Source organism: Pseudidiomarina sp. WS423 (assembly GCF_050750165.1).
Classification (GTDB): Bacteria; Pseudomonadota; Gammaproteobacteria; order Enterobacterales; family Alteromonadaceae; genus Pseudidiomarina; species Pseudidiomarina fusca.
Genome location: NZ_JBOJLN010000008.1, coordinates 31,853 through 55,218, shown reverse-complemented (window position 1 = coordinate 55,218; position 23,366 = coordinate 31,853). Strand labels below are relative to the sequence as shown.

The 23,366-nt window shown below is 48.8% G+C and carries 22 protein-coding genes and 1 riboswitch; of the genes, 17 read left to right on the top strand and 5 right to left on the bottom strand.

From position 1 onward, the window contains the following. Nucleotides 1-83: 83 nt before the first annotated feature. Both ACQ661_RS08420 and ACQ661_RS08415 read right to left on the bottom strand, forming a co-directional pair. A complete protein-coding gene (locus ACQ661_RS08420) occupies nucleotides 84-1,382 on the bottom strand; it encodes an amidohydrolase (RefSeq protein ID WP_431668171.1) in 1,299 nt (432 codons plus the stop codon). 22 nt (nucleotides 1,383-1,404) lie between these two features. Next, the gene (locus ACQ661_RS08415; RefSeq protein ID WP_431668139.1) at nucleotides 1,405-2,061 is read right to left on the bottom strand and encodes a TIGR01621 family pseudouridine synthase; all 657 of its coding nucleotides are present in this window, start codon (nucleotides 2,059-2,061) and stop codon (nucleotides 1,405-1,407) included. 110 nt (nucleotides 2,062-2,171) lie between these two features. Here ACQ661_RS08415 and trmH point away from each other — a divergent pair, with 110 nt between their 5' ends. From trmH to hemB, 12 genes are read left to right on the top strand one after another with little or no spacing between them, the layout of a single operon-like run. Beyond that, nucleotides 2,172-2,858 (top strand): tRNA (guanosine(18)-2'-O)-methyltransferase TrmH, encoded by a 687-nt coding sequence (gene trmH / locus ACQ661_RS08410; RefSeq protein ID WP_153826905.1) that lies wholly within the window; start codon nucleotides 2,172-2,174, stop codon nucleotides 2,856-2,858. After that, nucleotides 2,855-4,936 (top strand): ATP-dependent DNA helicase RecG, encoded by a 2,082-nt coding sequence (gene recG, locus ACQ661_RS08405; RefSeq protein ID WP_110075525.1) that lies wholly within the window; start codon nucleotides 2,855-2,857, stop codon nucleotides 4,934-4,936. The genes trmH and recG overlap by 4 nt, the downstream gene beginning before the upstream one ends. A gap of 43 nt (nucleotides 4,937-4,979) precedes the next feature. Next, nucleotides 4,980-5,735 (top strand): bifunctional demethylmenaquinone methyltransferase/2-methoxy-6-polyprenyl-1,4-benzoquinol methylase UbiE, encoded by a 756-nt coding sequence (ubiE, locus tag ACQ661_RS08400; protein WP_110075524.1) that lies wholly within the window; start codon nucleotides 4,980-4,982, stop codon nucleotides 5,733-5,735. After that, nucleotides 5,735-6,331, top strand: coding sequence for a ubiquinone biosynthesis accessory factor UbiJ (locus ACQ661_RS08395; protein ID WP_431668138.1), 597 nt, complete (start codon nucleotides 5,735-5,737; stop codon nucleotides 6,329-6,331). The genes ubiE and ACQ661_RS08395 overlap by 1 nt, the downstream gene beginning before the upstream one ends. Before the next feature lie 47 nt (nucleotides 6,332-6,378). Further along, nucleotides 6,379-7,986, top strand: coding sequence for a ubiquinone biosynthesis regulatory protein kinase UbiB (ubiB, locus tag ACQ661_RS08390; protein WP_431668170.1), 1,608 nt, complete (start codon nucleotides 6,379-6,381; stop codon nucleotides 7,984-7,986). A 17-nt stretch (nucleotides 7,987-8,003) separates the two neighbouring features. Further along, complete coding sequence (gene tatA / locus ACQ661_RS08385) at nucleotides 8,004-8,228, top strand: Sec-independent protein translocase subunit TatA (RefSeq protein WP_431668137.1); 225 nt, start codon at nucleotides 8,004-8,006, stop codon at nucleotides 8,226-8,228. A gap of 3 nt (nucleotides 8,229-8,231) precedes the next feature. Continuing rightward, on the top strand, nucleotides 8,232-8,579 hold the full coding sequence (tatB, locus tag ACQ661_RS08380) for a Sec-independent protein translocase protein TatB (RefSeq protein WP_110075521.1): 348 nt from the start codon (nucleotides 8,232-8,234) through the stop codon (nucleotides 8,577-8,579). Further along, a complete protein-coding gene (tatC, locus tag ACQ661_RS08375) occupies nucleotides 8,572-9,336 on the top strand; it encodes a twin-arginine translocase subunit TatC (protein ID WP_431668136.1) in 765 nt (254 codons plus the stop codon). Before tatB ends, tatC begins: the two co-directional genes overlap by 8 nt. Nucleotides 9,337-9,338: 2 nt before the next feature. Continuing rightward, entirely contained in the window at nucleotides 9,339-9,890 is a 552-nt protein-coding gene (locus ACQ661_RS08370; RefSeq protein WP_431668135.1) for a hypothetical protein, read from the top strand. A gap of 8 nt (nucleotides 9,891-9,898) precedes the next feature. Further along, nucleotides 9,899-10,687: a TatD family hydrolase gene (locus ACQ661_RS08365; protein WP_431668134.1), complete on the top strand. Its 789-nt coding sequence runs from the start codon at nucleotides 9,899-9,901 to the stop codon at nucleotides 10,685-10,687. Between the two features lie 7 nt (nucleotides 10,688-10,694). After that, a complete protein-coding gene (locus tag ACQ661_RS08360) occupies nucleotides 10,695-12,500 on the top strand; it encodes a sensor domain-containing diguanylate cyclase (protein WP_431668133.1) in 1,806 nt (601 codons plus the stop codon). A 26-nt stretch (nucleotides 12,501-12,526) separates the two neighbouring features. Beyond that, nucleotides 12,527-13,531 (top strand): porphobilinogen synthase, encoded by a 1,005-nt coding sequence (gene hemB, locus ACQ661_RS08355; protein WP_431668132.1) that lies wholly within the window; start codon nucleotides 12,527-12,529, stop codon nucleotides 13,529-13,531. 1 nt (nucleotide 13,532) lies between these two features. Here the strand turns inward: hemB and ACQ661_RS08350 are convergent, their stop codons facing one another. Then, nucleotides 13,533-14,465 (bottom strand): Ppx/GppA family phosphatase, encoded by a 933-nt coding sequence (locus ACQ661_RS08350; RefSeq protein WP_369742748.1) that lies wholly within the window; start codon nucleotides 14,463-14,465, stop codon nucleotides 13,533-13,535. 6 nt (nucleotides 14,466-14,471) lie between these two features. Further along, a complete protein-coding gene (rhlB, locus tag ACQ661_RS08345) occupies nucleotides 14,472-15,743 on the bottom strand; it encodes an ATP-dependent RNA helicase RhlB (protein ID WP_313933238.1) in 1,272 nt (423 codons plus the stop codon). 88 nt (nucleotides 15,744-15,831) lie between these two features. Between rhlB and trxA the strand changes: the two genes are divergently transcribed. Further along, nucleotides 15,832-16,158, top strand: a complete 327-nt coding sequence (gene trxA, locus ACQ661_RS08340) for a thioredoxin TrxA (RefSeq protein ID WP_110075513.1) — start codon at nucleotides 15,832-15,834, stop codon at nucleotides 16,156-16,158. Nucleotides 16,159-16,386: 228 nt separating this feature from the next. Next, entirely contained in the window at nucleotides 16,387-17,652 is a 1,266-nt protein-coding gene (gene rho, locus ACQ661_RS08335) for a transcription termination factor Rho (protein WP_110075512.1), read from the top strand. Between the two features lie 50 nt (nucleotides 17,653-17,702). On the opposite strand, the gene ACQ661_RS08330 is transcribed toward rho, so the two are convergent. Continuing rightward, nucleotides 17,703-18,683: an endonuclease/exonuclease/phosphatase family protein gene (locus tag ACQ661_RS08330; protein ID WP_110075511.1), complete on the bottom strand. Its 981-nt coding sequence runs from the start codon at nucleotides 18,681-18,683 to the stop codon at nucleotides 17,703-17,705. A gap of 121 nt (nucleotides 18,684-18,804) precedes the next feature. Here ACQ661_RS08330 and ubiD point away from each other — a divergent pair, with 121 nt between their 5' ends. From ubiD to ACQ661_RS08315, 3 genes are all read left to right on the top strand, one after another. Continuing rightward, nucleotides 18,805-20,283, top strand: coding sequence for a 4-hydroxy-3-polyprenylbenzoate decarboxylase (gene ubiD, locus ACQ661_RS08325; protein WP_110075631.1), 1,479 nt, complete (start codon nucleotides 18,805-18,807; stop codon nucleotides 20,281-20,283). Between the two features lie 31 nt (nucleotides 20,284-20,314). Continuing rightward, nucleotides 20,315-21,019, top strand: a complete 705-nt coding sequence (fre, locus tag ACQ661_RS08320; protein ID WP_110075510.1) for an NAD(P)H-flavin reductase — start codon at nucleotides 20,315-20,317, stop codon at nucleotides 21,017-21,019. A gap of 21 nt (nucleotides 21,020-21,040) precedes the next feature. Then, nucleotides 21,041-21,151: riboswitch (TPP riboswitch) on the top strand. 55 nt (nucleotides 21,152-21,206) lie between these two features. Then, nucleotides 21,207-23,357 carry a TonB-dependent receptor gene (locus ACQ661_RS08315; protein ID WP_110075509.1) on the top strand — a complete coding sequence of 717 codons (2,151 nt, stop codon included), beginning with the start codon at nucleotides 21,207-21,209 and terminating at the stop codon, nucleotides 23,355-23,357. Nucleotides 23,358-23,366 lie beyond the last annotated feature (9 nt).

Genomic DNA, 23,366 nt, shown 5'->3' with positions numbered 1-23,366 from the left:
GGCTTTTTTTAATTGTAGCTACCCACAAAAAAGGCCCGTAATGGGCCTTTTTTATCAGGGCGGCTATGCTAGCACCGAGATCGTTAAGGTAACTTAGCGTAATCAATAGCCCAGTTGACATAAAGTTCAGTACCGGTTTTAAGCGCACGCTCATCAGCATAAAAGAAGGGTGAATGGTTGCTTGGCGCCGTAGCAGGATCTTGATCTTCTGGAGTTATCCCCAAAAATACAAATAATCCTGGCACCTCTAGTGCATAAAATGAGAAATCTTCTGCACCAGTTACTAATGCATTCACGTTTACCTTATCGGCTCCTGCTACCTTGTGCATGGTAGGCAGCATGGCACGGGTTAATTCTGGATTGTTAATGGTAACTGGGTAGCCCTCATCAATATGCACATGCGCCTCAGCGCCACTGGCTTGTGCGGTATGCTCAGCAGTCGTTTTTAAGTTAGCAAAAATTTGCGCACGGTTATCCATATCAAAGTTACGGATGGTCCCTTCGAGATAGACCTCATCAGGGATGATATTGTTGCGGACACCGCCCTCAACAATACCAAAGCTCACTACCGCTGGCGCCTTGGTAATATCGACCTGACGGCTAACAATGGCTTGGGTGTTATTAATAATCTGGCCCGCCGCCACAATAGGGTCCACGCCTCCCCATGGCCGTGAACCATGAGTTTGTTGGCCTTTGACGGTTATTTCAAAGCGGTCTGACGAGGCCATCAGAGGGCCTTCGCGATAGCCAATGTGACCAGTGTGTCCCGCTGACCACACATGAATACCAAACACGGCTTCAGGTTGATACTGTTTGAATAACCCTTCTTTAAGCATCAACTCAGCACCACCTTCTTCACCTGCAGGAGCACCTTCTTCGGCCGGTTGAAAAATAAACACCACATTGCCAGCTAATTGCTCGCGCAGTTCGGTGAGTTGTTGGGCTGCACCCATCAACATAGCCACATGCAAATCATGACCGCAGGCATGCATAACACCTACTTCTTTACCGCGATACTCGGCTACTGCAGTAGATTTAAAGGCAACGTCGGTTTGCTCGACCACGGGTAGGGCATCCATGTCGGCCCGCAAGGCGATGGTGGGGCCTGGCTTGGCGCCTTTGAGCAGGGCCACGACGCCGGTATGTGCTACCCCTGTCTGCACTTCAAAACCAAGGCTCTGCAAGTGTTCCGTAATGACTTTTGCGGTACGAAATTCACGATTACTTAATTCAGGGTGTTGATGCAAATCACGTCGCCATTCGATCACTTGCTGCTCTAAGGATGACGAAATTTGCACCGGTTCAGCGGCCTGCGTTGGGCTGATAGCCCAGCAACTCGTGGCTAAGGTGGTGGCAATGACAGCTTTATTTAACATGGACATACGCATAGGGAGTTCCTTGCAATTAGGTAGCAGAGATAAGCAAGCCTAGATCAGGTTGGGGGGGTAAGTCTAGAAAGTGTTCATATTCTGGCCATGGTGCGGTGATGCTGAACTGCTGTTGTTGATAGCAGAACTGCAATTGCCAAGCATGCAAATGCAGGTGCTGCGCCGCTTCACCGCCGTAACGCTGGTCGCCACAAATCGGCGTCCCCAAACTCTTCAGTGCGACTCTAAGTTGATGGGTTTTGCCGGTGCTTGGCTTGAGCACATAATAGCGGTAGCCAGGTTTTAGTGCGTGACTAATAAAACGGGTGCGGGCTGGATTATTTTGTGTACGCAACAGGCGCCAGTTGCCACGTCGTACTTTATCCATGTCGCCACAGATCAGTCCTTGTTTTTTACTGGGCTTACCAGCCGCTACCGCAAGGTAATATTTGTGTATTTGGCGCTCGGCAAAGAGGCCACTCAAGGTGGCTGCCGCAGCCTGATTACGAGCCACCAGCAGCGCCCCAGAAGTTGGGGTATCTAAGCGATGCACTGGCCACAATTGTTGCTGCAACTGTTGCCCGAGTTGATGTACCACGCTTGCTTGTTGTGCGTTGGCATGCATGGGCGCACCGGCGGGCTTATTCAGCACGTAGAAATCGGGGTGGCTAAAAACTAGGGTTAACTCATGCATGCCGTTATACTTGCCTGGTGTGGACTGCCACTGCGGCCCTTTATACTTGGTGTTAAATTCATTATTGTAGCTAATTATTTGAAAGCGGAAGTCAGATCTTGGAATTTACCATGACTAGCGAGCGTTTGGCTCGGATAAATCAATTACTTGATCAGCGCCAAGCTGATTTAACGCTCTGCTTAGAGAGTGTGCATAAAAATCACAATCTGTCAGCACTGATTCGTTCCGCTGATGCGGTAGGGATACATGAGGTTCATGCCATTTGGTACGGCCCGCGTTTGCGGGTACGGGCGGGTGCTGCGGTAGGCACCAATAAATGGGTTAAGGTGCACAACCATGACGGTTTGCCAAGTGCCATTGAGCAGTTAAAAGCAGAGAAAAAACAAATCATAGTGACTAACTTGTCGCCCCAAGCGGTGGATTTCAGAGCCATTGATTACACCAAGCCAACGGCCATTATTTTGGGGCAAGAGCGTCGCGGAGTTACGCCAGAAGCGATTGCCGCGGCTGACCATCAAGTGATTGTGCCCATGGTAGGGATGGCGGAGTCACTGAATGTCTCCGTGGCAGCGGCTGTGATTTTATACGAAGCACAACGCCAACGTGCGGCAGTTGGGCGCTATCAACAACCTTCATTGCCACAAGCAGAGCGGCAGCGGGTGCTGTTTGAGGGGGGCCACCCTATTTTCGCGCGGCTTTGTCGACTCAATGATATTCCTTATCCGGCAGTGGGCGAGCAAGGTGAAATTCTTGCTGATGAGCAGTGGTGGCAACGGATTCGGAGCGCTAAAAGATGAGTTTAAGCAGCTTGCACCTCATCCCGCTGAGCAATCTGAAGGGGGTTGGGCCGAAACTACAAACTAAATTAGAAAAACTAGGCCTGATGAATGTGCAAGATGTGCTCCTGCATTTACCCTTGCGCTATGAAGACAGATCACGGATTTATCCGATTGCTGCGCTGCAGCAGGGCACCACCGCCACTGTGGTAGCGGAAGTGATAAAAGCTGAGATTACCTACGGCCGCAAGCGCATGCTCAAGGTGCGAGTAAAAGATACGAGCGGCGTGTTAACCGCAGTGTTTTTTCAGTTTAGTGCAGCCCAGCTGAAACAGTTTGAACAAGGCACTAGGTTGCAGCTTTTTGGTGAAGTAAAACGAGGCCTGCAGGGCCCCGATATGATTCATCCAGAATATAAAATAATAGAAGGGCAAGTGCCCATCCTAGCCGAGCAGTCGTTAACCCCCGTCTACCCAGCGACAGAAGGGGTTCAACAAGCCACTTTAAGAAAGCTATCTGAGCAAGCGCTTACTTATCTAAATGAGCAGGCACTGCCTGAATTGCTGCCAGAATCTCTGCAGCCAGGTGGAATTTCGTTGGCAGCCGCCCTACGGGTTTTACACCGGCCGCCCTTGGACGTTAGTTTAAGCCAGTTAGCAGAGGGTACACACCCTGCTCAGGTGAGGCTGGCAGCGGAAGAGTTATTGGCACATCAGCTTAGCTTATTGAAATTGAGAGCGCTAAAGCAGGCTCATCAAGCTCGAGCACTAGCCGTGAATCCTGTCTTGCAGCAGCAATTTTTGCAGCAATTACCCTTTGCACCGACGGCTGCACAGCAGCGCGTGGTTGGCGAAATACAAGCGGATTTGGCGTTGTCACAACCGATGATGCGCTTAGTACAAGGAGACGTGGGTTCAGGCAAGACCTTGGTCGCAGCTTTAAGCGCACTGACGGCTATAGGCCAAGGCTTTCAGGTAGCCCTGATGGCCCCAACGGAGATTCTGGCTGAGCAACACGCGCTTACTTTTCGACAGTGGTTTGAGCCCCTCGGTATTGCTGTGGGCTGGTTAGCAGGCAAACAGAAGGCTAAAGAGCGGCAACAAAACCTAGCCGCGATAGCTGCCGGTGAGGTGCAACTGGTGGTGGGCACCCATGCGTTATTTCAGAGCGAAGTGACCTACGCCAATTTGGTATTGGTTATTATTGACGAACAGCATAGGTTTGGCGTGCACCAGCGCCTAGAACTGCGGCAAAAGGGGATTGATCAGGGATTTCAGCCGCATCAGCTCATCATGACCGCAACCCCTATTCCGCGAACTTTGGCGATGACCGCCTACGCTGATTTAGCAACTTCCATCATTGATGAGCTGCCGCCAGGACGGACTCCAGTAACCACGGTTGCGATTCCTGATACCCGTCGTGAGCAAGTGATCCAGCGAGTCGAACATGTCTGTACTGAACAAGGGCGACAAGCATACTGGGTGTGCACCTTAATTGAAGAATCCGAGGCGCTGCAATGCCAAGCCGCTGAGGATACCGCCACGCAACTGGCAGCAGCGTTGCCACAATTGCGCATTGGCTTAGTGCATGGGCGCTTAAAAAGTGCCGAAAAAGAAGCGGTGATGAGTGCTTTTAAGGCCCACGAACTCGATTTACTGGTGGCAACGACAGTGATTGAGGTTGGGGTGGATGTGCCCAATGCTAGTTTAATGATTATTGAAAATCCAGAGCGCTTGGGGCTGGCTCAGTTACATCAGTTACGGGGCCGAGTAGGCCGGGGGGCAGCGGCGAGTCACTGTGTGCTGTTATACCATGCGCCGCTATCGAAAACTGCTACGCAGCGGCTCGGCGTGTTGCGCGACAGTACCGATGGCTTTGTGATAGCCCAGCGTGATTTGGAGTTACGTGGGCCAGGTGAATTGCTTGGGCAGCGACAAACCGGCTTAACCGAAATGAAAGTAGCCGACCTCATGAAACATAGTTATTTACTTGATCAAGTTCAGCACTTGGCAAGCCAAATCTGGCACCATTACCCGCACACTGCTGATGCACTGATACAGCGGTGGTTACCACGACGGGATCACTACGCCCAAGCATGATTTCGTAGTACACTAGGGCGCAGCGACAGAAAAAGGTTTAAAGATGAAAGATAACCAGCAAGACACCATAGATTTTGGCTATAAACAAGTTGCCAAAACAGAAAAGCAAAACTTAGTGGCCAATGTGTTTAACTCAGTGGCGCAAAAATACGATGTGATGAACGATTTAATGTCGTTCGGTATCCACCGCTTATGGAAGCGCTACACCATTGATTGCAGCGGTGTTCGGACGGGCATGAAAGTATTAGATATTGCTGGTGGTACCGGCGATTTAACCGCTGCCTTCGCGCGTCGAGTAGGCCCTACAGGCGAAGTGGTGTTGGCAGATATCAACGATGCCATGTTAGAAGTAGGGCGCGACAAGCTGCGTAACCGCGGCATTGTTGGCAACGTCAGTTATGTTCAAGCCAATGCTGAAGAGCTGCCTTTTGCTGATGATAGTTTTGACATCATTACGATTGCTTTTGGTTTACGTAATGTCACCGATAAGCAGAAGGCTTTAGAGTCGATGTTTAGAGTGTTAAAGCCGGGCGGTCGCTTACTGGTATTAGAATTCTCGAAACCGGTACAACCTTTGTTAAATCAAGCCTACGATTTTTACTCGTTCAATGTGTTGCCGAAGATGGGGCAGTTGGTGGCCGGTGATGCTGAAAGCTACCAGTACTTGGCTGAATCGATACGGATGCACCCAGACCAAGAAACGCTCAAAGGCATGATGGAAACCGCAGGCTACGATCAGGTCACGTTTGATAATTTAACCGGCGGCATTGTAGCGCTGCATCGTGGGTTTAAATTCTAATGCTGTGGACTGTATTGCCGACCAGTGCCGCAGAGGCTTTGGCTAATCATTTACTTAGCTTAGACAGTGCTAGCTCAGCGCGGTTGCAGAAGGTGGCAGGTAAACGTTTGCGAGTGACCCTCACTGAACTCGGTAAACCCCTTACGTTGCAGGCTAGTGAGCAAGGTGTATTGTTGAGCTGGGTCGATGCTGATAGCGTTGATTGCCATATTATCACGCGCTTGGCGGTTCTCCCTGAGTTGCAAGATAGTGCCAATATCACCCGCTTAATTAAAGCCGATGCCTTAGATATTGAGGGTGATCCTATGCTGGCGCAACAATTCAGTCAGCTGTTTGTAGCCTTAGATATTGATTGGGAAGAGCAATTGAGCCAGCGTATAGGTGATGTCCCAGCGCATGTTGTTGGCCAGGCTTTTAAGCGCAGCCAACAATGGCTACAGCAACGGTTAGCAGAGCAGCAACAGTGGCTAGCGGATGTCCTTATTGAAGAAAAACATATTTTAGTTGGCTCCCAGCAAATGGCGGAGTTTAAACAGCAGGTGCAGCAATTACGTGCGCAAGTAGATAAGCTAGAGCGCGCGTTAAAAACAAGGTAGGGATTGTGAGTACTCGACTAAAACGCCTGTATAAAATCACCCAAACCATGCTCAGCTATGGTTTAGACGAAATCATTCCCGCCCATTGGCTGCCTTGGTCGGTGCGTTTGGGGCGGCATTTGTTGTTTTGGATTCCGAACAAGCACAAACAGCAACCTGCTGGAGTGCGCCTTCGATTAGCGCTAGAGTCGCTAGGGCCGGTGTGGGTCAAGTTTGGACAAATGCTGTCCACCCGTCGCGATTTGTTGCCGCCTGATATCGCCAATGAATTGGCCGTGTTGCAAGATAAAGTTAAAGCTTTTGATGGCCAACAGGCGCAACGGCTGATTGAAAAAGCACTTGAGCTAGAAAATATTCATGACGCTTTTGACGATTTTATGGTGCAGCCGTTAGCATCGGCATCCATTGCACAAGTTCATACCGCCACCCTAAAACATGGTGATGATGCGGGTGCTGAGGTTGTCATCAAGGTGATTCGACCTGATATCCGACCGACCATTGATGCGGATTTACGGTTAATGGAAACCTTGGCTTCCGTATTAGCGCGACATCTGCCAGACGGGCGGCGTTTGAAGCCGCGCGAAGTGGTAAAAGAGTACCGTAAAACCTTAATCGATGAGTTGGATTTATTGCGTGAAGCAGCCAACGCAATTCAGCTGAAACGTAATTTTGCGGACTCGAAATTATTGTATATTCCGACTGTGTTCAGTGATTACAGTCGCCCTAATGTGATGGTCATGGAGCGCATAGACGGCATCCCGGTGAGTGATGTTGATACCCTGATGGCCATGGGCGTGGATATGAAGAAGCTCGCTGAACGTGGTGTTGAGGTGTTCTTTACGCAAGTGTTCCGCGACAGTTTCTTTCATGCCGATATGCATCCTGGCAATATTTTTGTGTCACGTCAGCACCCCGACGACCCTCAGTACCTAGGGATTGATTTTGGTATTGTCGGCACGCTCAATCGTGAAGATAAGCGTTATTTGGCCGAGAACTTTTTGGCGTTTTTCAATCGTGATTATCGCAAGGTGGCTGAACTGCATATCGACTCGGGTTGGGTGCCAAAGCACGTGAATGTGGAAGAGTTTGAAAGTGCCATTCGAACCGTGTGCGAACCCATTTTCAATAAGCCCCTAGCTGAGATTTCGTTTGGTAACGTCTTGGTTAATTTGTTCAATACCGCCCGCCGCTTTGAAATGGAAGTACAACCGCAGTTGGTGTTACTGCAGAAGACCTTGCTTTATGTAGAAGGTTTAGGGCGTACTTTGTATCCACAACTCGATTTATGGAAAACAGCAAAACCGTTCCTAGAACGTTGGATGCACGAGCAGTTGGGTTGGCGTGCAGTGATACGCTCGGTAAAAGAAAATGCGCCTTTTTGGGCAGAAAAGCTGCCAGAAATGCCGACCTTGCTTTATGATTACTTAAATACTCAAAGGCATCAGGCGGATTATCAACAACGCATGATGTTGCAATTGGCAGAGCAACAACGCCAACATGCACAGCAAGTATGGTGGGGAATGATTACCGCGGCCATGCTGGTCAGTACCACCTTATTGGTGGTGGCTAAGGTCGCTTGGTTTTATCCTGCCGCTACTGGCGCTGCAGCACTCGTTAGTGCGTGGCTAAGTTGGCGACGCAAACGTTCATCGTAAGAGGCAAAGGCAAAGATATGGGAATTGGAATTTGGCAAGCGCTGATTGTGTTATTGATTATTGTGCTGTTATTTGGCACCAAGCGTCTGCGCAACATTGGTAGTGATTTAGGCTCAGCCATTAAAGGTTTCAAAAAGTCAGTGAATGACGATAGCGAGACTAAACCGCAAGAAAAAACCAACGATCAGGTTGAACATCAGCAGCAATCTGCAGCTACGCGTACCGACCACAAAGACCAGTAGACCATGTTTGATATTGGCTTTTGGGAGCTGGTGGTAATCGCAGTGCTGGGGCTGATTGTGTTGGGTCCTGAGCGCCTGCCAGGAGCCTTGCGCTCAATGCAGCGAGGGGTGAGTAAAGTCAAAGAGTTTACCAGCAACATGCAACAAGAGCTGAATCACGAACTGCGGATTAAAGAGTTGCATGAGCATTTGAAGCAAGCTGAAGAACTCGGCATGGACAAATTACCGCCCGACGTGCAGCGGTCTATTGTTGAATTACAGGCAGCCGCGCAACAAGTGCAGCGCCCTTATGCCACCCCTGCTAATACGGGCAACAGCACCGATAAACCTAAGGATTCGTCAGATGGCTAGTCAGATGCCCTTTTTGGAGCACTTACTAGAACTACGAACGCGGGTGCTACGAAGTCTGCTGGCGGTAGGTGTTATTTCTGCCCTGTTGGCGGCCTTTGCCAACGATCTATACCACTGGCTAGCGCTGCCTATGCTGGAGAGTTTGCCGCAGGGCACCAGTATGATAGCCACCGATGTGGCCACACCATTTTTCACCCCCTTCAAGTTGGTTTTAGTAGTAGCTATTGCATTGGCTATTCCATTTTTGCTGTGGCAATTATGGGGATTCATCGCCCCGGGTTTGTATAAGCGCGAAAAACGCTTAGTGGTGCCGTTGCTGTTAAGTAGTACGTTATTATTTTATGCTGGGGTGGCGTTTGCTTACTGGGTGGTGTTGCCGTTAGCCTTAAACTTTTTAGCTGGGGCCGCTCCAGAAGGGGTGACAGTAGCAACTGATATAGCTCGCTATTTAGACTTTGTGCTGGCCATTTTTATGGCGTTTGGGATTGCCTTTGAAACCCCAGTCGCTATTATTTTATTGGTTTGGAGTGGCGTAACAAGTGTCGCTGCATTGCGTGCTAAGCGAGCTTATGTCATTGTAATTGCTTTTATTGTGGGCATGATTCTGACACCACCGGATGTCATCTCACAAACGTTGCTTGCTATTCCAATGTGGTTATTGTTTGAACTTGGGCTAGTTATTGCAGGTCTATATCAAAAAGCGGGAGTTAAGCCAGCTGCTGACTCCGCCGATGCAACTAATACGAATGGGAAGTAGCTATGCGAAAGCTGATGTATGGGTTTGGAACAAGTGCTTTGATGTTGACGACAGTACTGACGGCCGCCTGGTCGGCGCCAGCAACGGCACAAACAGCAGTGGATGCTGAGTTGTTACGTTGTGCTGATATCAAGAATGCGTTACAGCGCTTGGTTTGTTTTGATGAACTCGCAGCACAAGTTACCGTAGTGCAACGCGGTAGTGATGAGACTGCGGTAGCAGCTAGTGCGCCGGGTGCAAGTGGTATGAATCGCTCGACCCGCGCGGCAGAGCGAAGCCAAGCTGATGTGAAACAAAAATTTGGTAAAGAACATCGTACCGCAACCGAAGATGCCCCTGATCGACAGTACATTACGATTACCAAACTGGAACAAAATGCGCGCGGTTATTGGGTGGTTGAAACTGAAGATGGGCAAATCTGGGAGCAATCTGAGTCCGGAACATTTTTGTTTAAGGATAACGCACGCTACTACATTGAGCGTGGCGCCTTTACCAGTTTCTTCTTAAGTTACGAAGGTACCCCGCGGCGGATTAAAGTGCGGCGCATCGATTAACTCTAAGCATGAGCGCATTACGCTGGTTTGATGTTGGGGTGAATTTAACCAATCCTAAGCTACTGGTGCAAGCCGAACAGGTGATTGCACGTGGCTTAGCCGCTGGCGTTGAGCGTCAACTGGTGATTGGTACTAATGTGTTGGAAAGCGAGCAGGCACTGGCTTTGTGTGAACGTTTTCCGCAGCAGTTGGTGGCCTGTGTTGGTATTCATCCACACGATGCGGCGGCTAGCCAGCCCACCGATTTAGCCCGACTACGAGAACTAGCTCAACATCCAGCGGTGGTAGCGATTGGTGAGTGCGGGCTAGATTTTAACCGTAATTACTCGCCCGCAGCCATTCAGCAGCAGGTTTTTACCGCTCAGTTGGAACTAGCTGCTGAATTGAAGTTGCCTGTCTATTTACATGAACGTGATGCGCAAGCACAGCAATTAGCATTATTAAAGCCCTTCTTAAAAAGTATTCCACGGATGCTAGCGCATTGTTTTACTGGCGGCGAAAAAGAGCTTGCTAATTACCTCGATCTTGGTTGTTATATAGGCATCACGGGCTGGCTATGTGATGAACGTCGAGGAACAGAGTTACAACAGGCGGTGCCATGGATACCAGCAAACAGATTGCTGTTAGAAACCGATGCACCGTTTTTACTACCGCGAACGATTCGGCCAAGACCCAAATGCAATGAACCTAGTTTACTCCCCGCTATAGGTGAGTATCTGGCGCAGCTAAGACAACAGGAAGTCACCACTATTGCTGCTCAGTGCTGGCAGAACAGCCTAGAATTTATACAACAATAGGGATGCTATGAACGTTTCTTGGGGCCGTTGGGTGACCTTGGTGCTGTTGCTTATTATTGGTGTAGCCGTAACTGCGGTTAAAGCGCAGCCGACACCACCAAAGCCGCTACAGGTTGTAAAACCAACCATCTATTATCAAGCTGAAACCAATACAACCACGCTCCTAGGCTTGCTGCAACAGCCAGCCGCAGCATGGCAGCAGATGCCAGCAGGTGAGGCGGTGTCTTTTGGATACACGCCACAGGCGTATTGGTTTAAAGTATCGGTAGGTGCTAATGACGCCGATCGTATACTCTATTTAGGCTATCCCTTACTCGACTCGATCGACGTTTACTTTGTGCAAGCAGGGCAAGTGCTGAGTCAGGTCAGCATGGGCGATCAATATCCCTTTGCGCAGCGACCCATTCACAATAAAAACTTTGTCGTTCCGCTGCCTACCCATGCAGCCCACGATATTTACCTCAGAGTCCAAACTGAAAGCTCGCTAAGGTTTCCGCTAGAGATCTGGCCACCGTTGCAATTCATGGAGTTTCATCAGTATCAGGTGGCCGCTACTGGGCTATATTTCGGCCTGATTTTGTGCATGGTGTTTTATAACCTCTTCACCTATTTGGTCACTCGAGACCGTAGTTTCTTAAATTACTCAGCTTACACTCTCTCCGTCGGGCTGCTAATGGCCGGTTTAGATGGGGTGGGTTATCAGTACCTGTGGCCAGGGTCGGTATGGATTCAAGATCGAATTGTTACCATGATAGGTAGCATCATGATTTTGTTTGCAACGCTGGTGACCATGGGCGTGTTACAAACCAAGCAGCACAGTGCCAGATTACATAGGGTGTTGCGCTTCTTTATGGCGCTGTATGGCGTTATTTTTCTGCTCAGCTTGATTTTGCCCTACGCGGTTTTGATACCTTTTGTACTTGGTTTTGCGGTTATATGCTGTGGCTTTTTATTGAGTTGCGGCATCATTTTATGGCGCCGCGGCCTGATTTATGCGCGTATTTATACCTTCGCGTTAGGCGGTTTGCTAGCCGCTATCAGTATTAATGCCTTGGGCTACTTGGGGCTGTTTGAATCGGTTTTTGTGCAACGTTACGCCATCATGGCTGCGTCAGCATTTGAGGTGTTGCTGCTGTCTTGGGCTTTGGCATTGCGCTTTAACGAAAGTAGGCAAGAGCAGTTGGGGTTGAAAGAGCAATTAAATCATCAACTCGAAGATATGGTGACGAAACGCACTCAAGAGCTGAAGCAGGTGATGCTACGGCTACAAAAAGCCAATCAAGAACTCGAGCAAAAGAGCAACGAAGATGGTCTTACTGGCTTGTACAATAGGCGTTTTTTAAACCAAGAATTTAAGCGCGAGTTTCGTCGGTCCATGCGCAGTGGCCGCGAACTAACGCTGATTATGCTTGATATCGATCATTTTAAACCTTTGAACGATAGCCACGGACATTTGGTGGGCGACCAAATATTAATTGAACTGGCGCAGGTGCTGCGGCAATTGCTACGTCGCGCTAGTGATACTGTCTATCGTTATGGCGGTGAAGAATTTGTGGTGCTGCTGCCAGATACGGATGAAATTGGCGCTCGTGATATTGCCATGAAGATTGCCGAGAAGGTACGTCAGCATGCCTTTGATACGGATCAAGGAGAGATGCGCATCACCGTCAGTATGGGGGTTGCAGTAGCTCGTCCTGGGGTCTATGATCAGCCCACCCAATTACTAGCAGCCGCCGATGAAGCGCTGTACCGCGCTAAAGCTGCTGGTCGTGACCAAATTCGGGTGGTTGCTAAGCGTCTAGCGAGTGACTAACCGTCCGCCATCTTAGAGGATAATCTATGCAGCATGTCAGCCATTTTCCGTTTCGTCGTATGCGCCGTTTACGCCGTCATGAATTTAGTCGTCGTATGGTGGCAGAAAATCAGCTAACAGCTGCCGATTTTATTTATCCCGTGTTTGTCTTACCGGGTACCGAGCAACGTGAAACGGTGGCGTCCATGCCGGGCGTTGAGCGCTTATCCATAGATTTGTTAGTGCAAGAATGTAAAGAAATTGCAGCGTTAGGCATTCCTGCTGTAGCTTTGTTTCCTGTGACTCCAGCCGAGCATAAATCATTGACTGCTGAGGCTGCTTGGGACCCGAACGGCATCGTCCAGCAAGCGGTTCGCGCTATCAAGGCAGCGGTACCTGAGTTAGGCGTTATTACCGATGTAGCATTAGATCCCTTTACCACCCACGGCCAAGACGGCATTATTGACGAAGCCGGTTATGTGCAAAACGATATCACCACTGAGGCCTTAGTTCGCCAAGCACTATCTCATGCCGAGGCTGGTGCTGATGTGGTGGCACCGTCAGATATGATGGATGGCCGGATTGGCGCTATTCGTGAAGCCCTCGAGCAGCATGGCTACATCAACGTCCAAATCATGGCGTATTCTGCTAAATATGCGTCTGCATTCTACGGTCCATTTCGGGATGCGGTCGGCTCTGCCGGTAATTTAAAAGGCGGTAATAAAAAGACCTACCAAATGGACCCGGCCAACAGCGATGAAGCTTTGCACGAAGTTGCACTTGATCTTGAAGAGGGTGCGGATATGGTGATGGTTAAGCCGGGCATGCCCTACCTGGATATCGTACGACGCGTTAAGGATACCTTTAAGGTGCCTACTTTTGCTTACCAGGTGAGTGGTGAGTACGCCATGATGCAGGCAGCTATCGCCAACGGTTGGTTGAGTGAAGATGTGATTTTAGAGTCATTGCTAGGCTTTAAGCGCGCTGGTGCCGATGGCATCTTAACTTATTTTGCCAAGGTAGCTGCGCAAAAGTTGCAACAATCAAGCTAACCTAACTGTTGCTGGGTGCTGTTACTGCCGCTAGTTGTTGTAGTAACAGCCCCTCACGCAATGCTCCCGCGGCCAGGTGCACCCGGTGAATGCCTAGCTCTTCGAGCAAGGCAATCAAGATACAGAGCCCACCTACAAAGACAGCCGTGCGGTCGCGCCGTAACGGGAGCTCGTGTAACCGTTGTACATGTCCTACAGCAATAACTTCAGCTAACACCTGCTGTAACCAAGTCGCATCTATCACTGGAGTGAGTTGTCGGCTCTGCCTTAAGTCTAACAGCGCGCGGAAGGTGCCTGAGGCGCCGCTTACCTGCTCCCATCCCAATTCTTTGAACCTACCTACATGGTCGGCCAAAAGTGCTCGTGCTGAGGCGATAGCGTCGTTACAGGCAGTTGCTGAAATAGTTTGGTTATGAAAAAAGCGCTGTTGCCAAACCACGCAGCCTAAATCAAAACTTTCTAAGTGCAGAGGTTCAGTACCATGACCGACGATAACCTCTGTGCTGGCACCGCCGATATCCAGCACCAGTAGGGGCTTGCTTGAGCCGGCATAGGCACTCGTCGCTCCTTGGTAAATGAGTTTGGCTTCAGTGTGACCAGAAATGACTTCAATGGGACAGCCTAAAGCTTCCTCAAATTGGGCGATCATTTGCTGCTGGTTACTGGCTTTGCGCAAGGTTGCGGTAGCCACGCAACGAATATGACCCAACGGAATGTCGGCCAGCATGTTACGAAACATGGATAAGCACTGTAAGCCGCGACCAATGGCCGCATCATTGACCCATAGCTGCTGATCTAAGCCAGCAGCTAAACGGACTTTGTGGCGGTAGCGGGAGATGATCCGATAACCGCCAGCGCGCTTGGTTGCAGCAATAATTAGATGAAAACTATTCGAACCAAGATCAATTGCTGCAAAGCGCGCTTCCTGCGTCATAAATGATTACCGCGGACTTTGTTTGCGGCTATTCTGTGGTCGCCGTTGTTGGCTGCCACCCCGACGACCACCACGCGGTCGACGTTGACTGGTACGAGGGCTACGAAGATCCGTAAGTAGAGCCTCGGGAGCATACTTAGTCACTGGAATTGCATGGCCAATGTATTCTTCAATGGCTGGTAAATTATAGACGTACTCTTCGCAGGCTAAGTTAACCGCTTTACCACTAGCTCCAGCGCGTCCGGTTCGACCAATCCGATGCACATAATCTTCAAAGTCATCCGGGAGGTCGTAATTATAGACATGACTCACTTCAGGAATGTGCAAGCCACGCGCGGCAACATCCGTAGCAACTAAGAAATCAAGCTCACCTGAGGTAAATTGCTCGAGAATCTTTAAGCGCTTGCGTTGAGGTACATCACCCGTCAGCAAACCCACGCGGTGACCATCAGCTTCCAACCATTGAAATACTTTTTCGCAGGTATGTTTGGTATTCGCAAAGATAATGGCTTTTTCGGGCCAATCTTCTTCAATCAGCGTAAGTAGTAGCTTTATTTTGTCTTGCTTAGACGGGTAGAAAAGCTCCTCGGTAATACGCGTACCGGTTTTTTGTAAAGGCTCTACTTCAACTTTAGTAGGTGAGTTCATATGCTCGTAAGCCAGTTCCTGAACCCGCTGCGAGAGCGTGGCAGAAAACAACAAGCTCTGACGCTGCTTAGGTGGTGGCATTTTCTGGAACATGTAGCGAATGTCTTTGATAAAGCCCAAATCGAACATGCGATCGGCTTCATCTAACACCACCACTTCAATTTTATCCAGTTGGTAGATGCCTTGTTTACAGTAATCTATTAATCTACCCGTGGTACCGATCAGAATATCAACGCCTTGTTCTAACTGCTGCCGTTGAGATTCATAACCCTCGCCCCCATAAATAATGCCAAGACGCATATCGCAATGTTTGGCAAGCAATTCAGCATCGTTAGCGATCTGAATGGCAAGCTCACGCGTAGGCGCCATAATGATGGCACGCGGATAACGTTGGTCACCAGTACGCGGTTTGTTTAACAGCGTGGTGAAAGTAGCGACTAAAAAGGCTAAAGTTTTACCTGTACCGGTTTGCGCCTGTCCTGCAACGTCTTTTCCGATTAGGGCAATCGGTAAGCTTAATGCTTGAATAGGTGTACAATGTTCAAACCCAGCGCTTTGTAGCGCGGCTAATACCTGCGGGTGCAGGTCGAGATCGGCGAAGCGTGTCTCTGTCAAATGTGTTTTACTCATGGCGTAAGCATATCAGTTTGCGCTAACATTCAAAAACAGAAATAATAGTGTTTTATTATTTCACGCGTATTCAGCAGCGGAGATTATCATGAGTGATAAAATTGTTCAGCTAAGTGATGAAAGTTTTGAGAGCGATGTTCTTAATTCAGACAAACCAGTTTTAGTAGATTTTTGGGCAGAGTGGTGTGGCCCATGCAAAATGATTGCACCTATTCTAGATGAGATTGCCAACGACTTTGGCGATCGCATCACTGTGGGTAAATTAAACGTTGACCACAACAATCAAACTCCGCCTAAGTACGGTATTCGTGGTATCCCAACCCTGTTGCTGTTCAAAAATGGTGAAGTGGCTGGCACTAAAGTGGGTGCCTTATCAAAAGCTCAGTTAGCTGAGTTTATTGAGCAAAATCTGTAATTGTTTGGCCCATTAAGGTTGTCTTAGATTGATCCAAGGCAACCTTGAGTGGGTCATTTCGCTATTTTTTTATTAAAATCGACGAAAAACTGGACGTTTTTCGATTTAGGTGTTACTTTTCTTCGCATAACTTTTCTCAGGGTGCCAGCCTTCAGGTATCCGAAGCAGTCGAAATCCCTAAATTAAACAACTCAATTTTTTATTGGCCACAAAAGTCATTACCCCCCTATGAACTTAACTGAATTAAAGAACAAACCAATCAGCGAGCTGGTGCAGCTCTCAGAAACTATGGGCCTAGAATCAATGGCTCGGATGCGCAAGCAAGATATTATTTTTGCTATTCTTAAAGCTCATGCCAAAAGCGGTGAAGATATTTACGGCGATGGCGTGCTTGAGATTTTGCAAGATGGCTTCGGCTTTTTGCGCTCGGCCGATTCTTCTTATCTAGCTGGCCCTGATGATATCTATGTGTCGCCCAGCCAGATCCGTCGTTTTAACTTACGCACGGGTGATACGGTGTCGGGTAAGATTCGCCCGCCCAAAGAAGGCGAACGTTATTTTGCTCTCCTCAAAATCCGTGAAGTAAACTTCGACAAACCTGAAAACTCCCGCAATAAAGTCCTTTTTGAAAACCTTACTCCGATTCATGCTGACGAACGTCTGCGGATGGAACGTGGAAATGGTTCAACGGAAGACATTACTGCACGGGTATTAGATTTAGCATCGCCTATAGGTAAAGGTCAGCGTGGCTTGATTGTTGCGCCACCGAAAGCTGGTAAAACCTTACTATTACAGAACATTGCGCAGTCAATAGCGGCCAATCATCCCGATTGTGTACTCATGGTATTGCTAATTGATGAGCGTCCAGAAGAAGTCACCGAGATGCATCGCTTGGTAAAAGGTGAAGTGGTTGCATCAACTTTTGATGAACCAGCTAGCCGCCACGTGCAAGTCGCTGAAATGGTGATTGAGAAAGCTAAGCGATTGGTAGAGCATAAAAAGGATGTGGTTATCCTGCTCGACTCCATTACTCGTTTGGCGCGTGCCTACAATACCGTGATTCCTAGCTCTGGTAAGGTGCTCACCGGTGGTGTGGACGCGAACGCGTTACATAAACCCAAGCGCTTTTTTGGTGCAGCCCGTAACATTGAAGAAGGTGGCAGCTTAACCATTATTGCTACCGCGTTGATAGATACCGGCTCGAAGATGGATGAAGTGATTTACGAAGAGTTTAAAGGTACCGGTAACATGGAACTTCATTTAAACCGAAAAATTGCTGAAAAACGAGTCTTCCCAGCGATCGATTTTAATCGTTCAGGTACCCGTCGCGAAGAGTTACTGACCAATCAAGAAGAGCTACAGAAGATGTGGATTCTACGCAAAATTGTACACCCAATGGGTGAAACAGAAGCGATGGAGTTCTTGATTGATAAGTTGCAAATGACCAAAACTAACGATGAATTCTTTGAAGCGATGAAACGCCAAAAGAGCTAAGTCGCTCGTCTTAGTTATTAGCAAAAAGCCAGCTTACCTTGCTGGCTTTTTTATTTTTTCAGAGCCAGCTCCGTAAGCAACGCAAAATGATCGGAACCAAACGCTGGTAAGCGCTTAATCTTCACCAGCATAAAGTGGGGACTATGAAAAATGTGGTCGAGCGGCCAGCGTAGCAACGGGATTTTGGCATGAAAGGTGTTATAAATACCGCGTCCCATCCGAGGGTCTAATAATTTGCTGATACGCATAAAAGTGCGGGTTGAACGTGACCAAGCAACGTCATTGAGATCACCCGTAACTATCACCGGGCCGGTTTCATTTAAGGCGATGCGGGCCACCGCTTGCAATTCTTTGTCACGTTCGCGCGATTTTTCGTTTTCAGTAGGACTAGGAGGTGCGGGGTGTACACAGTGCATGCGTACCTGTGAATTGGGTAACTGCAAGGTAAAATGCATCGAGGGCACTTGTGGCTCTACCATAAAGCGCGTTTCAGCATCCACTAACGGCCATTTAGAATACACCAGCATGCCGTATAAATTGTCTAACGGGCAGCGCTGCACGTAAGGCAAATGATCTTGTATTTCATCAAGTTGTTGCATCCACCAAGCATCCGTTTCTACCGCTACAACAATATCGGGGCGGTGTTGATGAATTAATTTCAGGAGTTTAATGGCATTGCGATTGGGCTCGAGTACATTGACCGTGAGAATCCGTAAATGATCACTGATGCTCGGCTCATGCTTGCGTCGATATCTAGCAACGGTGCGTTCAGCAAAAGGAGTGTAGGGAAAAATCCACCACAAATGCCAAGCCCCACAAGCTAGTTGTAGCGCTACTAGCACCCAGGTACTGGGTTGGTGGGCAGGCAGAAAAGTTGCACTAGCGATTAATAAGAAGAGTGCGATGGCGGTTTCTTGTAAACGCGGAAAATCCCAGATTCTGACCCACCATACTTTACTACTAGAAAATGGCGCTAAGGTTGTTATCACGAGCACTAGCGTTAGTGCAGAAATGATCCAAAATGCGAGCATTTGATTATCCTTGGTAGAATTCCTTGGTAGAAAAACAGCTATCGCTGAAAACTATATCAAAAACATTTATACTGCGCGCCTAATTGCTTTTACAGCACCCATGCAAATAGTGAGTGTCACCGTGAAATATCAAGATTTACGTGGTTTTATAGCATTATTGGAACAACGAGGCGAACTGAAGCGTATTCAGCAGCCGATTGATCCCTACCTAGAAATGACAGAAATAGCTGACAGAACGCTCAAGGCGGGCGGTCCAGCATTGTTGTTTGAGAACGTGAAAGGCCACGATATTCCGGTGTTAGCTAATCTGTTTGGTACACCTGAACGGGTCGCACTAGGAATGGGGCAAGACTCAGTAGCAGCGTTACGGGATGTAGGCAAGTTATTGGCTTTTTTGAAAGAGCCAGAGCCGCCTAAGGGCTTTCGAGATGCGTTAAATCTGTTGCCGTTGTATAAGAAAGTGCTAAGCATGTCTCCTAAACAACTGAAAAAGGCACCGTGCCAAGAGTTGGTCTTAACGGGTGAGCAAGTGGATTTAACCAAGTTGCCGATACAGCATTGCTGGCCAGGCGACGTAGCTCCGCTCGTAACTTGGGGCTTGACGGTAACCAAAGGTCCTCACAAAGAACGACAAAACCTAGGTATTTATCGACAGCAGGTGCTGGGTAAAAACAAACTCATTATGCGCTGGTTGTCGCATCGCGGTGGTGCATTGGATTTTCAAGAGTTCAAACGTCGTCATCCGGGCGAAAACTTTCCAGTAGCTGTGGCGTTAGGAGCCGACCCTGCGACCATCCTTGGCGCCGTTACGCCGGTACCAGATACGCTCTCAGAGTACGCTTTTGCTGGCCTGTTGCGTGATGGCAAGACCGAAGTAACTCAGTGCGTTAGTAACACTCTGCAAGTACCAGCTCATGCCGAAATTATTCTAGAGGGCTATATTGCGCCTGACGAAATGGCTCCAGAAGGACCTTATGGCGATCACACCGGTTATTATAACGAGGTGGATGATTTCCCTGTCTTTACCGTGACGCATATCACCATGCGTAAGCAACCCATTTATCATAGTACTTATACCGGACGACCGCCTGATGAGCCGGCGGTGCTGGGGGTGGCGCTTAACGAAGTGTTTGTGCCGTTACTGCAGAAACAGTTTCCAGAAATTGTTGATTTTTATCTGCCACCAGAAGGCTGCTCGTACCGAGTGGCGGTGGTGACCATGAAGAAGCAATACGCCGGACACGCCAAACGAGTGATGATGGGGGTATGGAGTTTCTTACGCCAATTTATGTACACCAAGTTTGTCATTGTTTGTGATGACGACATCAATGCCCGTGATTGGAAAGATGTTATCTGGGCAATGACAACTCGGATGGATCCCGCACGCGATACGGTGTTGATAGAAAACACCCCGATTGATTATCTGGATTTTGCCTCACCAGTATCAGGGCTTGGCTCAAAAATGGGGATGGACGCAACTAATAAATGGCCAGGTGAAACCCAACGAGAATGGGGTACGCCAATTGTGATGGATGAGCAAGTCCGCGCCCGGGTAGACCAATTGTGGGATGAGCTGGATATCTTTAATACTCAGCCGTAAACACCTACAACATAGATATAGGAAAAATGTGATGCAAACCATGTTGTGCCAAGTAACGGCCATCGAAGCTTTGACTGCCGCTGTGTATCGCGTGCAACTGCAACCGCCGCAAGCGATGAAATTTAAAGCGGGGCAATATTTGCAAGTAGTGATGGGGGAGCGGGATAAACGGCCGTTCTCGATCGCCTCGTGCCCCTCAGATGGCAGTCTGTTAGAGTTACATATTGGTGCTACGCCAGAGAATAAGTACGCCTATGAGGTGCTTGAAAGCATGCGCAACAACGGCTGTATCGAGATTGAAGGACCGCTCGGCGACGCTTGGTACCGTGATGATACGCAAAGTACTCGACCGCTTATTTTGATTGCTGGAGGCACCGGGTTTTCTTACGCATGGTCTATTGCACAGGCACATTTACAGCGCAAATCAACTCGTCCAGTCACTTTGTATTGGGGCGTGCGTAGCAGCGCTGATCTTTATTTGCATGATCAATTGCAAGCGTTAGCCGAAGCCTATCCTCATTTTTATTACCGCCCTGTGGTGCAATACCCAGAGCCCACTTGGACGGGACTTACTGGCTTGGTTCACCAAGCCGTGCTAACCGACCAAAGTGATCTTGGCGAAGCCGATGTTTATGCTGCTGGGCGCTTTGAAATGGTAAGGATTATTCGCGACGAATTTCATGCCAATGGCTTACCACTGGTCCAACTTTACGGCGATGCTCTGGCCTTTATCTAAGCGTCTCTGTTATACTTTGTCCGCATTACCAAGGGGTGCCGGTCGTTCACGACGACTGGCTGAGATGCAACTTGCGAACCCTTTGCACCTGATCCGGTTAATACTGGCGTAGGGATGGTAGCTAACAACCTCCATTATAGACCTGCCAAGCCGGATTGTTTCTTATGTGTTTTAAGGAAATAATCCAATGTTTAACTCTGTTGTACCTGTTGTTTCGAGCCTGTTAGTAGGCTTTACCCTAGTCACTAGTCTTGCCCATGCCGCCACTGAGGCCACGCAGCCAACCTCCGCTGATGACGCTGCTATCGAGTTAGAGCGTATTCGCGTGCAAGGTCAATTTCGGCAGCTAACGGTCAATGAAACCCCTACCAGTGTCGCCACTATTAGCGCAAGCATGGTGGCTGAGCGCGGCGCTATGCATCTTGATGAAGTACTGCAAGGCGTTGCTAACGTTAATTTTGCAGGGGGGAGCTCGCGCGCACGATTTATTCAAATTCGTGGTATTGGTGAGCGTAGTCAGTTTGTTGACCCTATTAATCCTTCCGTTGGTTTACTTATTGATGGTATTAATTACAGTGGGTTAGGCCAAGCCGCACAATTGTTTGATATTAGCCAAGTTGAGATCTATCGTGGTCCCCAAAGTGGCCGCTTTGGTGCTGATGGCATGGCTGGCATGTTGGTGCTAGAAAGCACTCGAGCTAAAGCAGAACATGGTGGCGAGTGGTTACTCGGCATTGCAAACTACGGTGGTCGCCGCGCTGGCCTAGCGCTGGGTGGGGCGGTTGGTGCTTTGGGCGACGCGCGTTTAAGTATTTATCAACAGCGGGATGATGGTTTTACCGAAAACCTCTATTTGCAACGAGACGATACCCAACAGCGTTCCGAACGTGCAGTACGTTTGAATGTTTTTACCGAGTTAGGCAGTGATTGGAGTTTACGTTCTACCCTGCATAGCTATCGGCAAGATAATGGCTACGATGCCTTTAGCCTGGATAATACCCGGCAAAGTTATGCCGACCAACCTGGAGAAGATGATTTAACCCAGCAAGCAGTGCGCTTTGCCGCAACCTTTTCGGGTTGGCAATACAGCGAGTTGTTGCTGGCTTACAGTTATCTTAATGCTGATAGTAAGTACAGTTATGACGAAGATTGGAGCTATCCAGGGATTGCGCCGGGATGGGAATATGCCTCGGTAGATAGCTATCAACGGCAGCGCCAAGACCATAGTGTAGAAGTACGTTGGTTAAGTACACAGCCTCAAGTATGGCTGGGCTTACCAACAGATTGGGTGTTAGGGCTGTATGCCTATCAGCGTGATGAGGACATGCAACGAGATTTTATGAACTGGGATATTGACCAGCAAGATCGCTTTGTTAGTTCTTATCAAAGCCGGCACCTCGCCCTTTATGGTGAGCTGGTTCAGCAGTTAAGCGATCGCTGGCAACTCACTACCGGGCTGCGTTTAGAGCGTTATCGTAATCCTTATCAGGATAGTAATCAGGTGGCAGCTAAGCCGAGTGATTCTATGTGGGGCGGACGGCTGAGTTTAAGTTATCAAACCCCAGCGGGTGGCATGTGGTACAGCACCCTAGCGCGTGGCTATAAAACGGGTGGGGTGAATGGTGAGGCGCTGGGTAAGGTGAGTGGTCAGTTAGATACCGAGTTGGGCCAGTTCCTGCAGCAGCGGGCTACCTTTGCACCTGAGTTGCTCACCAGTTACGAGCTTGGTTACAAATATATCAACGATAGCGATACCCTGTTGTTTAATGCAGCTTTGTTTTACCAAGACCGTAATGACGTACAGCTTAAGAGTTGGATTAATCGACAACAGCAGTTTGTTGGTTACATTGAAAACGCTGCCAGTGGCAATAGCTATGGTGCGGAATTAGAGCTACGGTATCGCTTTACGGAGCAGTTACAGAGCTTTGCTGCATTGGGCTGGTTAGAAAGTGACATGCAAGGCTTTGTGACCGAAGATGGGGTTGACATGAGTGGTCGTGAATTGGCCTATGCACCAAATCATCAGGCCAATGTCGGCATCACTTGGCAGCCATTAGAGCAACTGTCGGTGACGCTGCAAACAGACTACAAAGATAGCTTCTATTATTCAGATTCGCATAATAGTCGTAGTGCTGCTGTACAACTTTGGCACGCCAGTGTGGATTGGCAGTTAGCAGACTGGCATTTGAGCCTGTGGGCGCGTAATCTCAGTGACCAAGACTATGGTATACGCGGCTTCTATTTTGGCAATGATCCAAGAATTGAATATGCGCCACAAACCTATGAGCAGTGGGGTGAGCCACGACGTGTGGGCTTCACCGCAAGCTATAGTTTTTAGGAGCAAGGG

Bases quoted from the DNA above. Each gene is read 5' to 3' on its own strand.
- ACQ661_RS08420 (WP_431668171.1), bottom strand. From the start codon at position 1,382: ATGTCCATGTTAAATAAAGCTGTCATTGCCACCACCTTAGCCACGAGT.
- ACQ661_RS08415 (WP_431668139.1), bottom strand. From the start codon at position 2,061: ATGCATGAGTTAACCCTAGTTTTTAGCCACCCCGATTTCTACGTGCTG.
- trmH (WP_153826905.1), top strand. From the start codon at position 2,172: ATGACTAGCGAGCGTTTGGCTCGGATAAATCAATTACTTGATCAGCGC.
- recG (WP_110075525.1), top strand. From the start codon at position 2,855: ATGAGTTTAAGCAGCTTGCACCTCATCCCGCTGAGCAATCTGAAGGGG.
- ubiE (WP_110075524.1), top strand. From the start codon at position 4,980: ATGAAAGATAACCAGCAAGACACCATAGATTTTGGCTATAAACAAGTT.
- ACQ661_RS08395 (WP_431668138.1), top strand. From the start codon at position 5,735: ATGCTGTGGACTGTATTGCCGACCAGTGCCGCAGAGGCTTTGGCTAAT.
- ubiB (WP_431668170.1), top strand. From the start codon at position 6,379: ATGCTCAGCTATGGTTTAGACGAAATCATTCCCGCCCATTGGCTGCCT.
- tatA (WP_431668137.1), top strand. From the start codon at position 8,004: ATGGGAATTGGAATTTGGCAAGCGCTGATTGTGTTATTGATTATTGTG.
- tatB (WP_110075521.1), top strand. From the start codon at position 8,232: ATGTTTGATATTGGCTTTTGGGAGCTGGTGGTAATCGCAGTGCTGGGG.
- tatC (WP_431668136.1), top strand. From the start codon at position 8,572: ATGGCTAGTCAGATGCCCTTTTTGGAGCACTTACTAGAACTACGAACG.
- ACQ661_RS08370 (WP_431668135.1), top strand. From the start codon at position 9,339: ATGCGAAAGCTGATGTATGGGTTTGGAACAAGTGCTTTGATGTTGACG.
- ACQ661_RS08365 (WP_431668134.1), top strand. From the start codon at position 9,899: ATGAGCGCATTACGCTGGTTTGATGTTGGGGTGAATTTAACCAATCCT.
- ACQ661_RS08360 (WP_431668133.1), top strand. From the start codon at position 10,695: ATGAACGTTTCTTGGGGCCGTTGGGTGACCTTGGTGCTGTTGCTTATT.
- hemB (WP_431668132.1), top strand. From the start codon at position 12,527: ATGCAGCATGTCAGCCATTTTCCGTTTCGTCGTATGCGCCGTTTACGC.
- ACQ661_RS08350 (WP_369742748.1), bottom strand. From the start codon at position 14,465: ATGACGCAGGAAGCGCGCTTTGCAGCAATTGATCTTGGTTCGAATAGT.
- rhlB (WP_313933238.1), bottom strand. From the start codon at position 15,743: ATGAGTAAAACACATTTGACAGAGACACGCTTCGCCGATCTCGACCTG.
- trxA (WP_110075513.1), top strand. From the start codon at position 15,832: ATGAGTGATAAAATTGTTCAGCTAAGTGATGAAAGTTTTGAGAGCGAT.
- rho (WP_110075512.1), top strand. From the start codon at position 16,387: ATGAACTTAACTGAATTAAAGAACAAACCAATCAGCGAGCTGGTGCAG.
- ACQ661_RS08330 (WP_110075511.1), bottom strand. From the start codon at position 18,683: ATGCTCGCATTTTGGATCATTTCTGCACTAACGCTAGTGCTCGTGATA.
- fre (WP_110075510.1), top strand. From the start codon at position 20,315: ATGCAAACCATGTTGTGCCAAGTAACGGCCATCGAAGCTTTGACTGCC.
- ACQ661_RS08315 (WP_110075509.1), top strand. From the start codon at position 21,207: ATGTTTAACTCTGTTGTACCTGTTGTTTCGAGCCTGTTAGTAGGCTTT.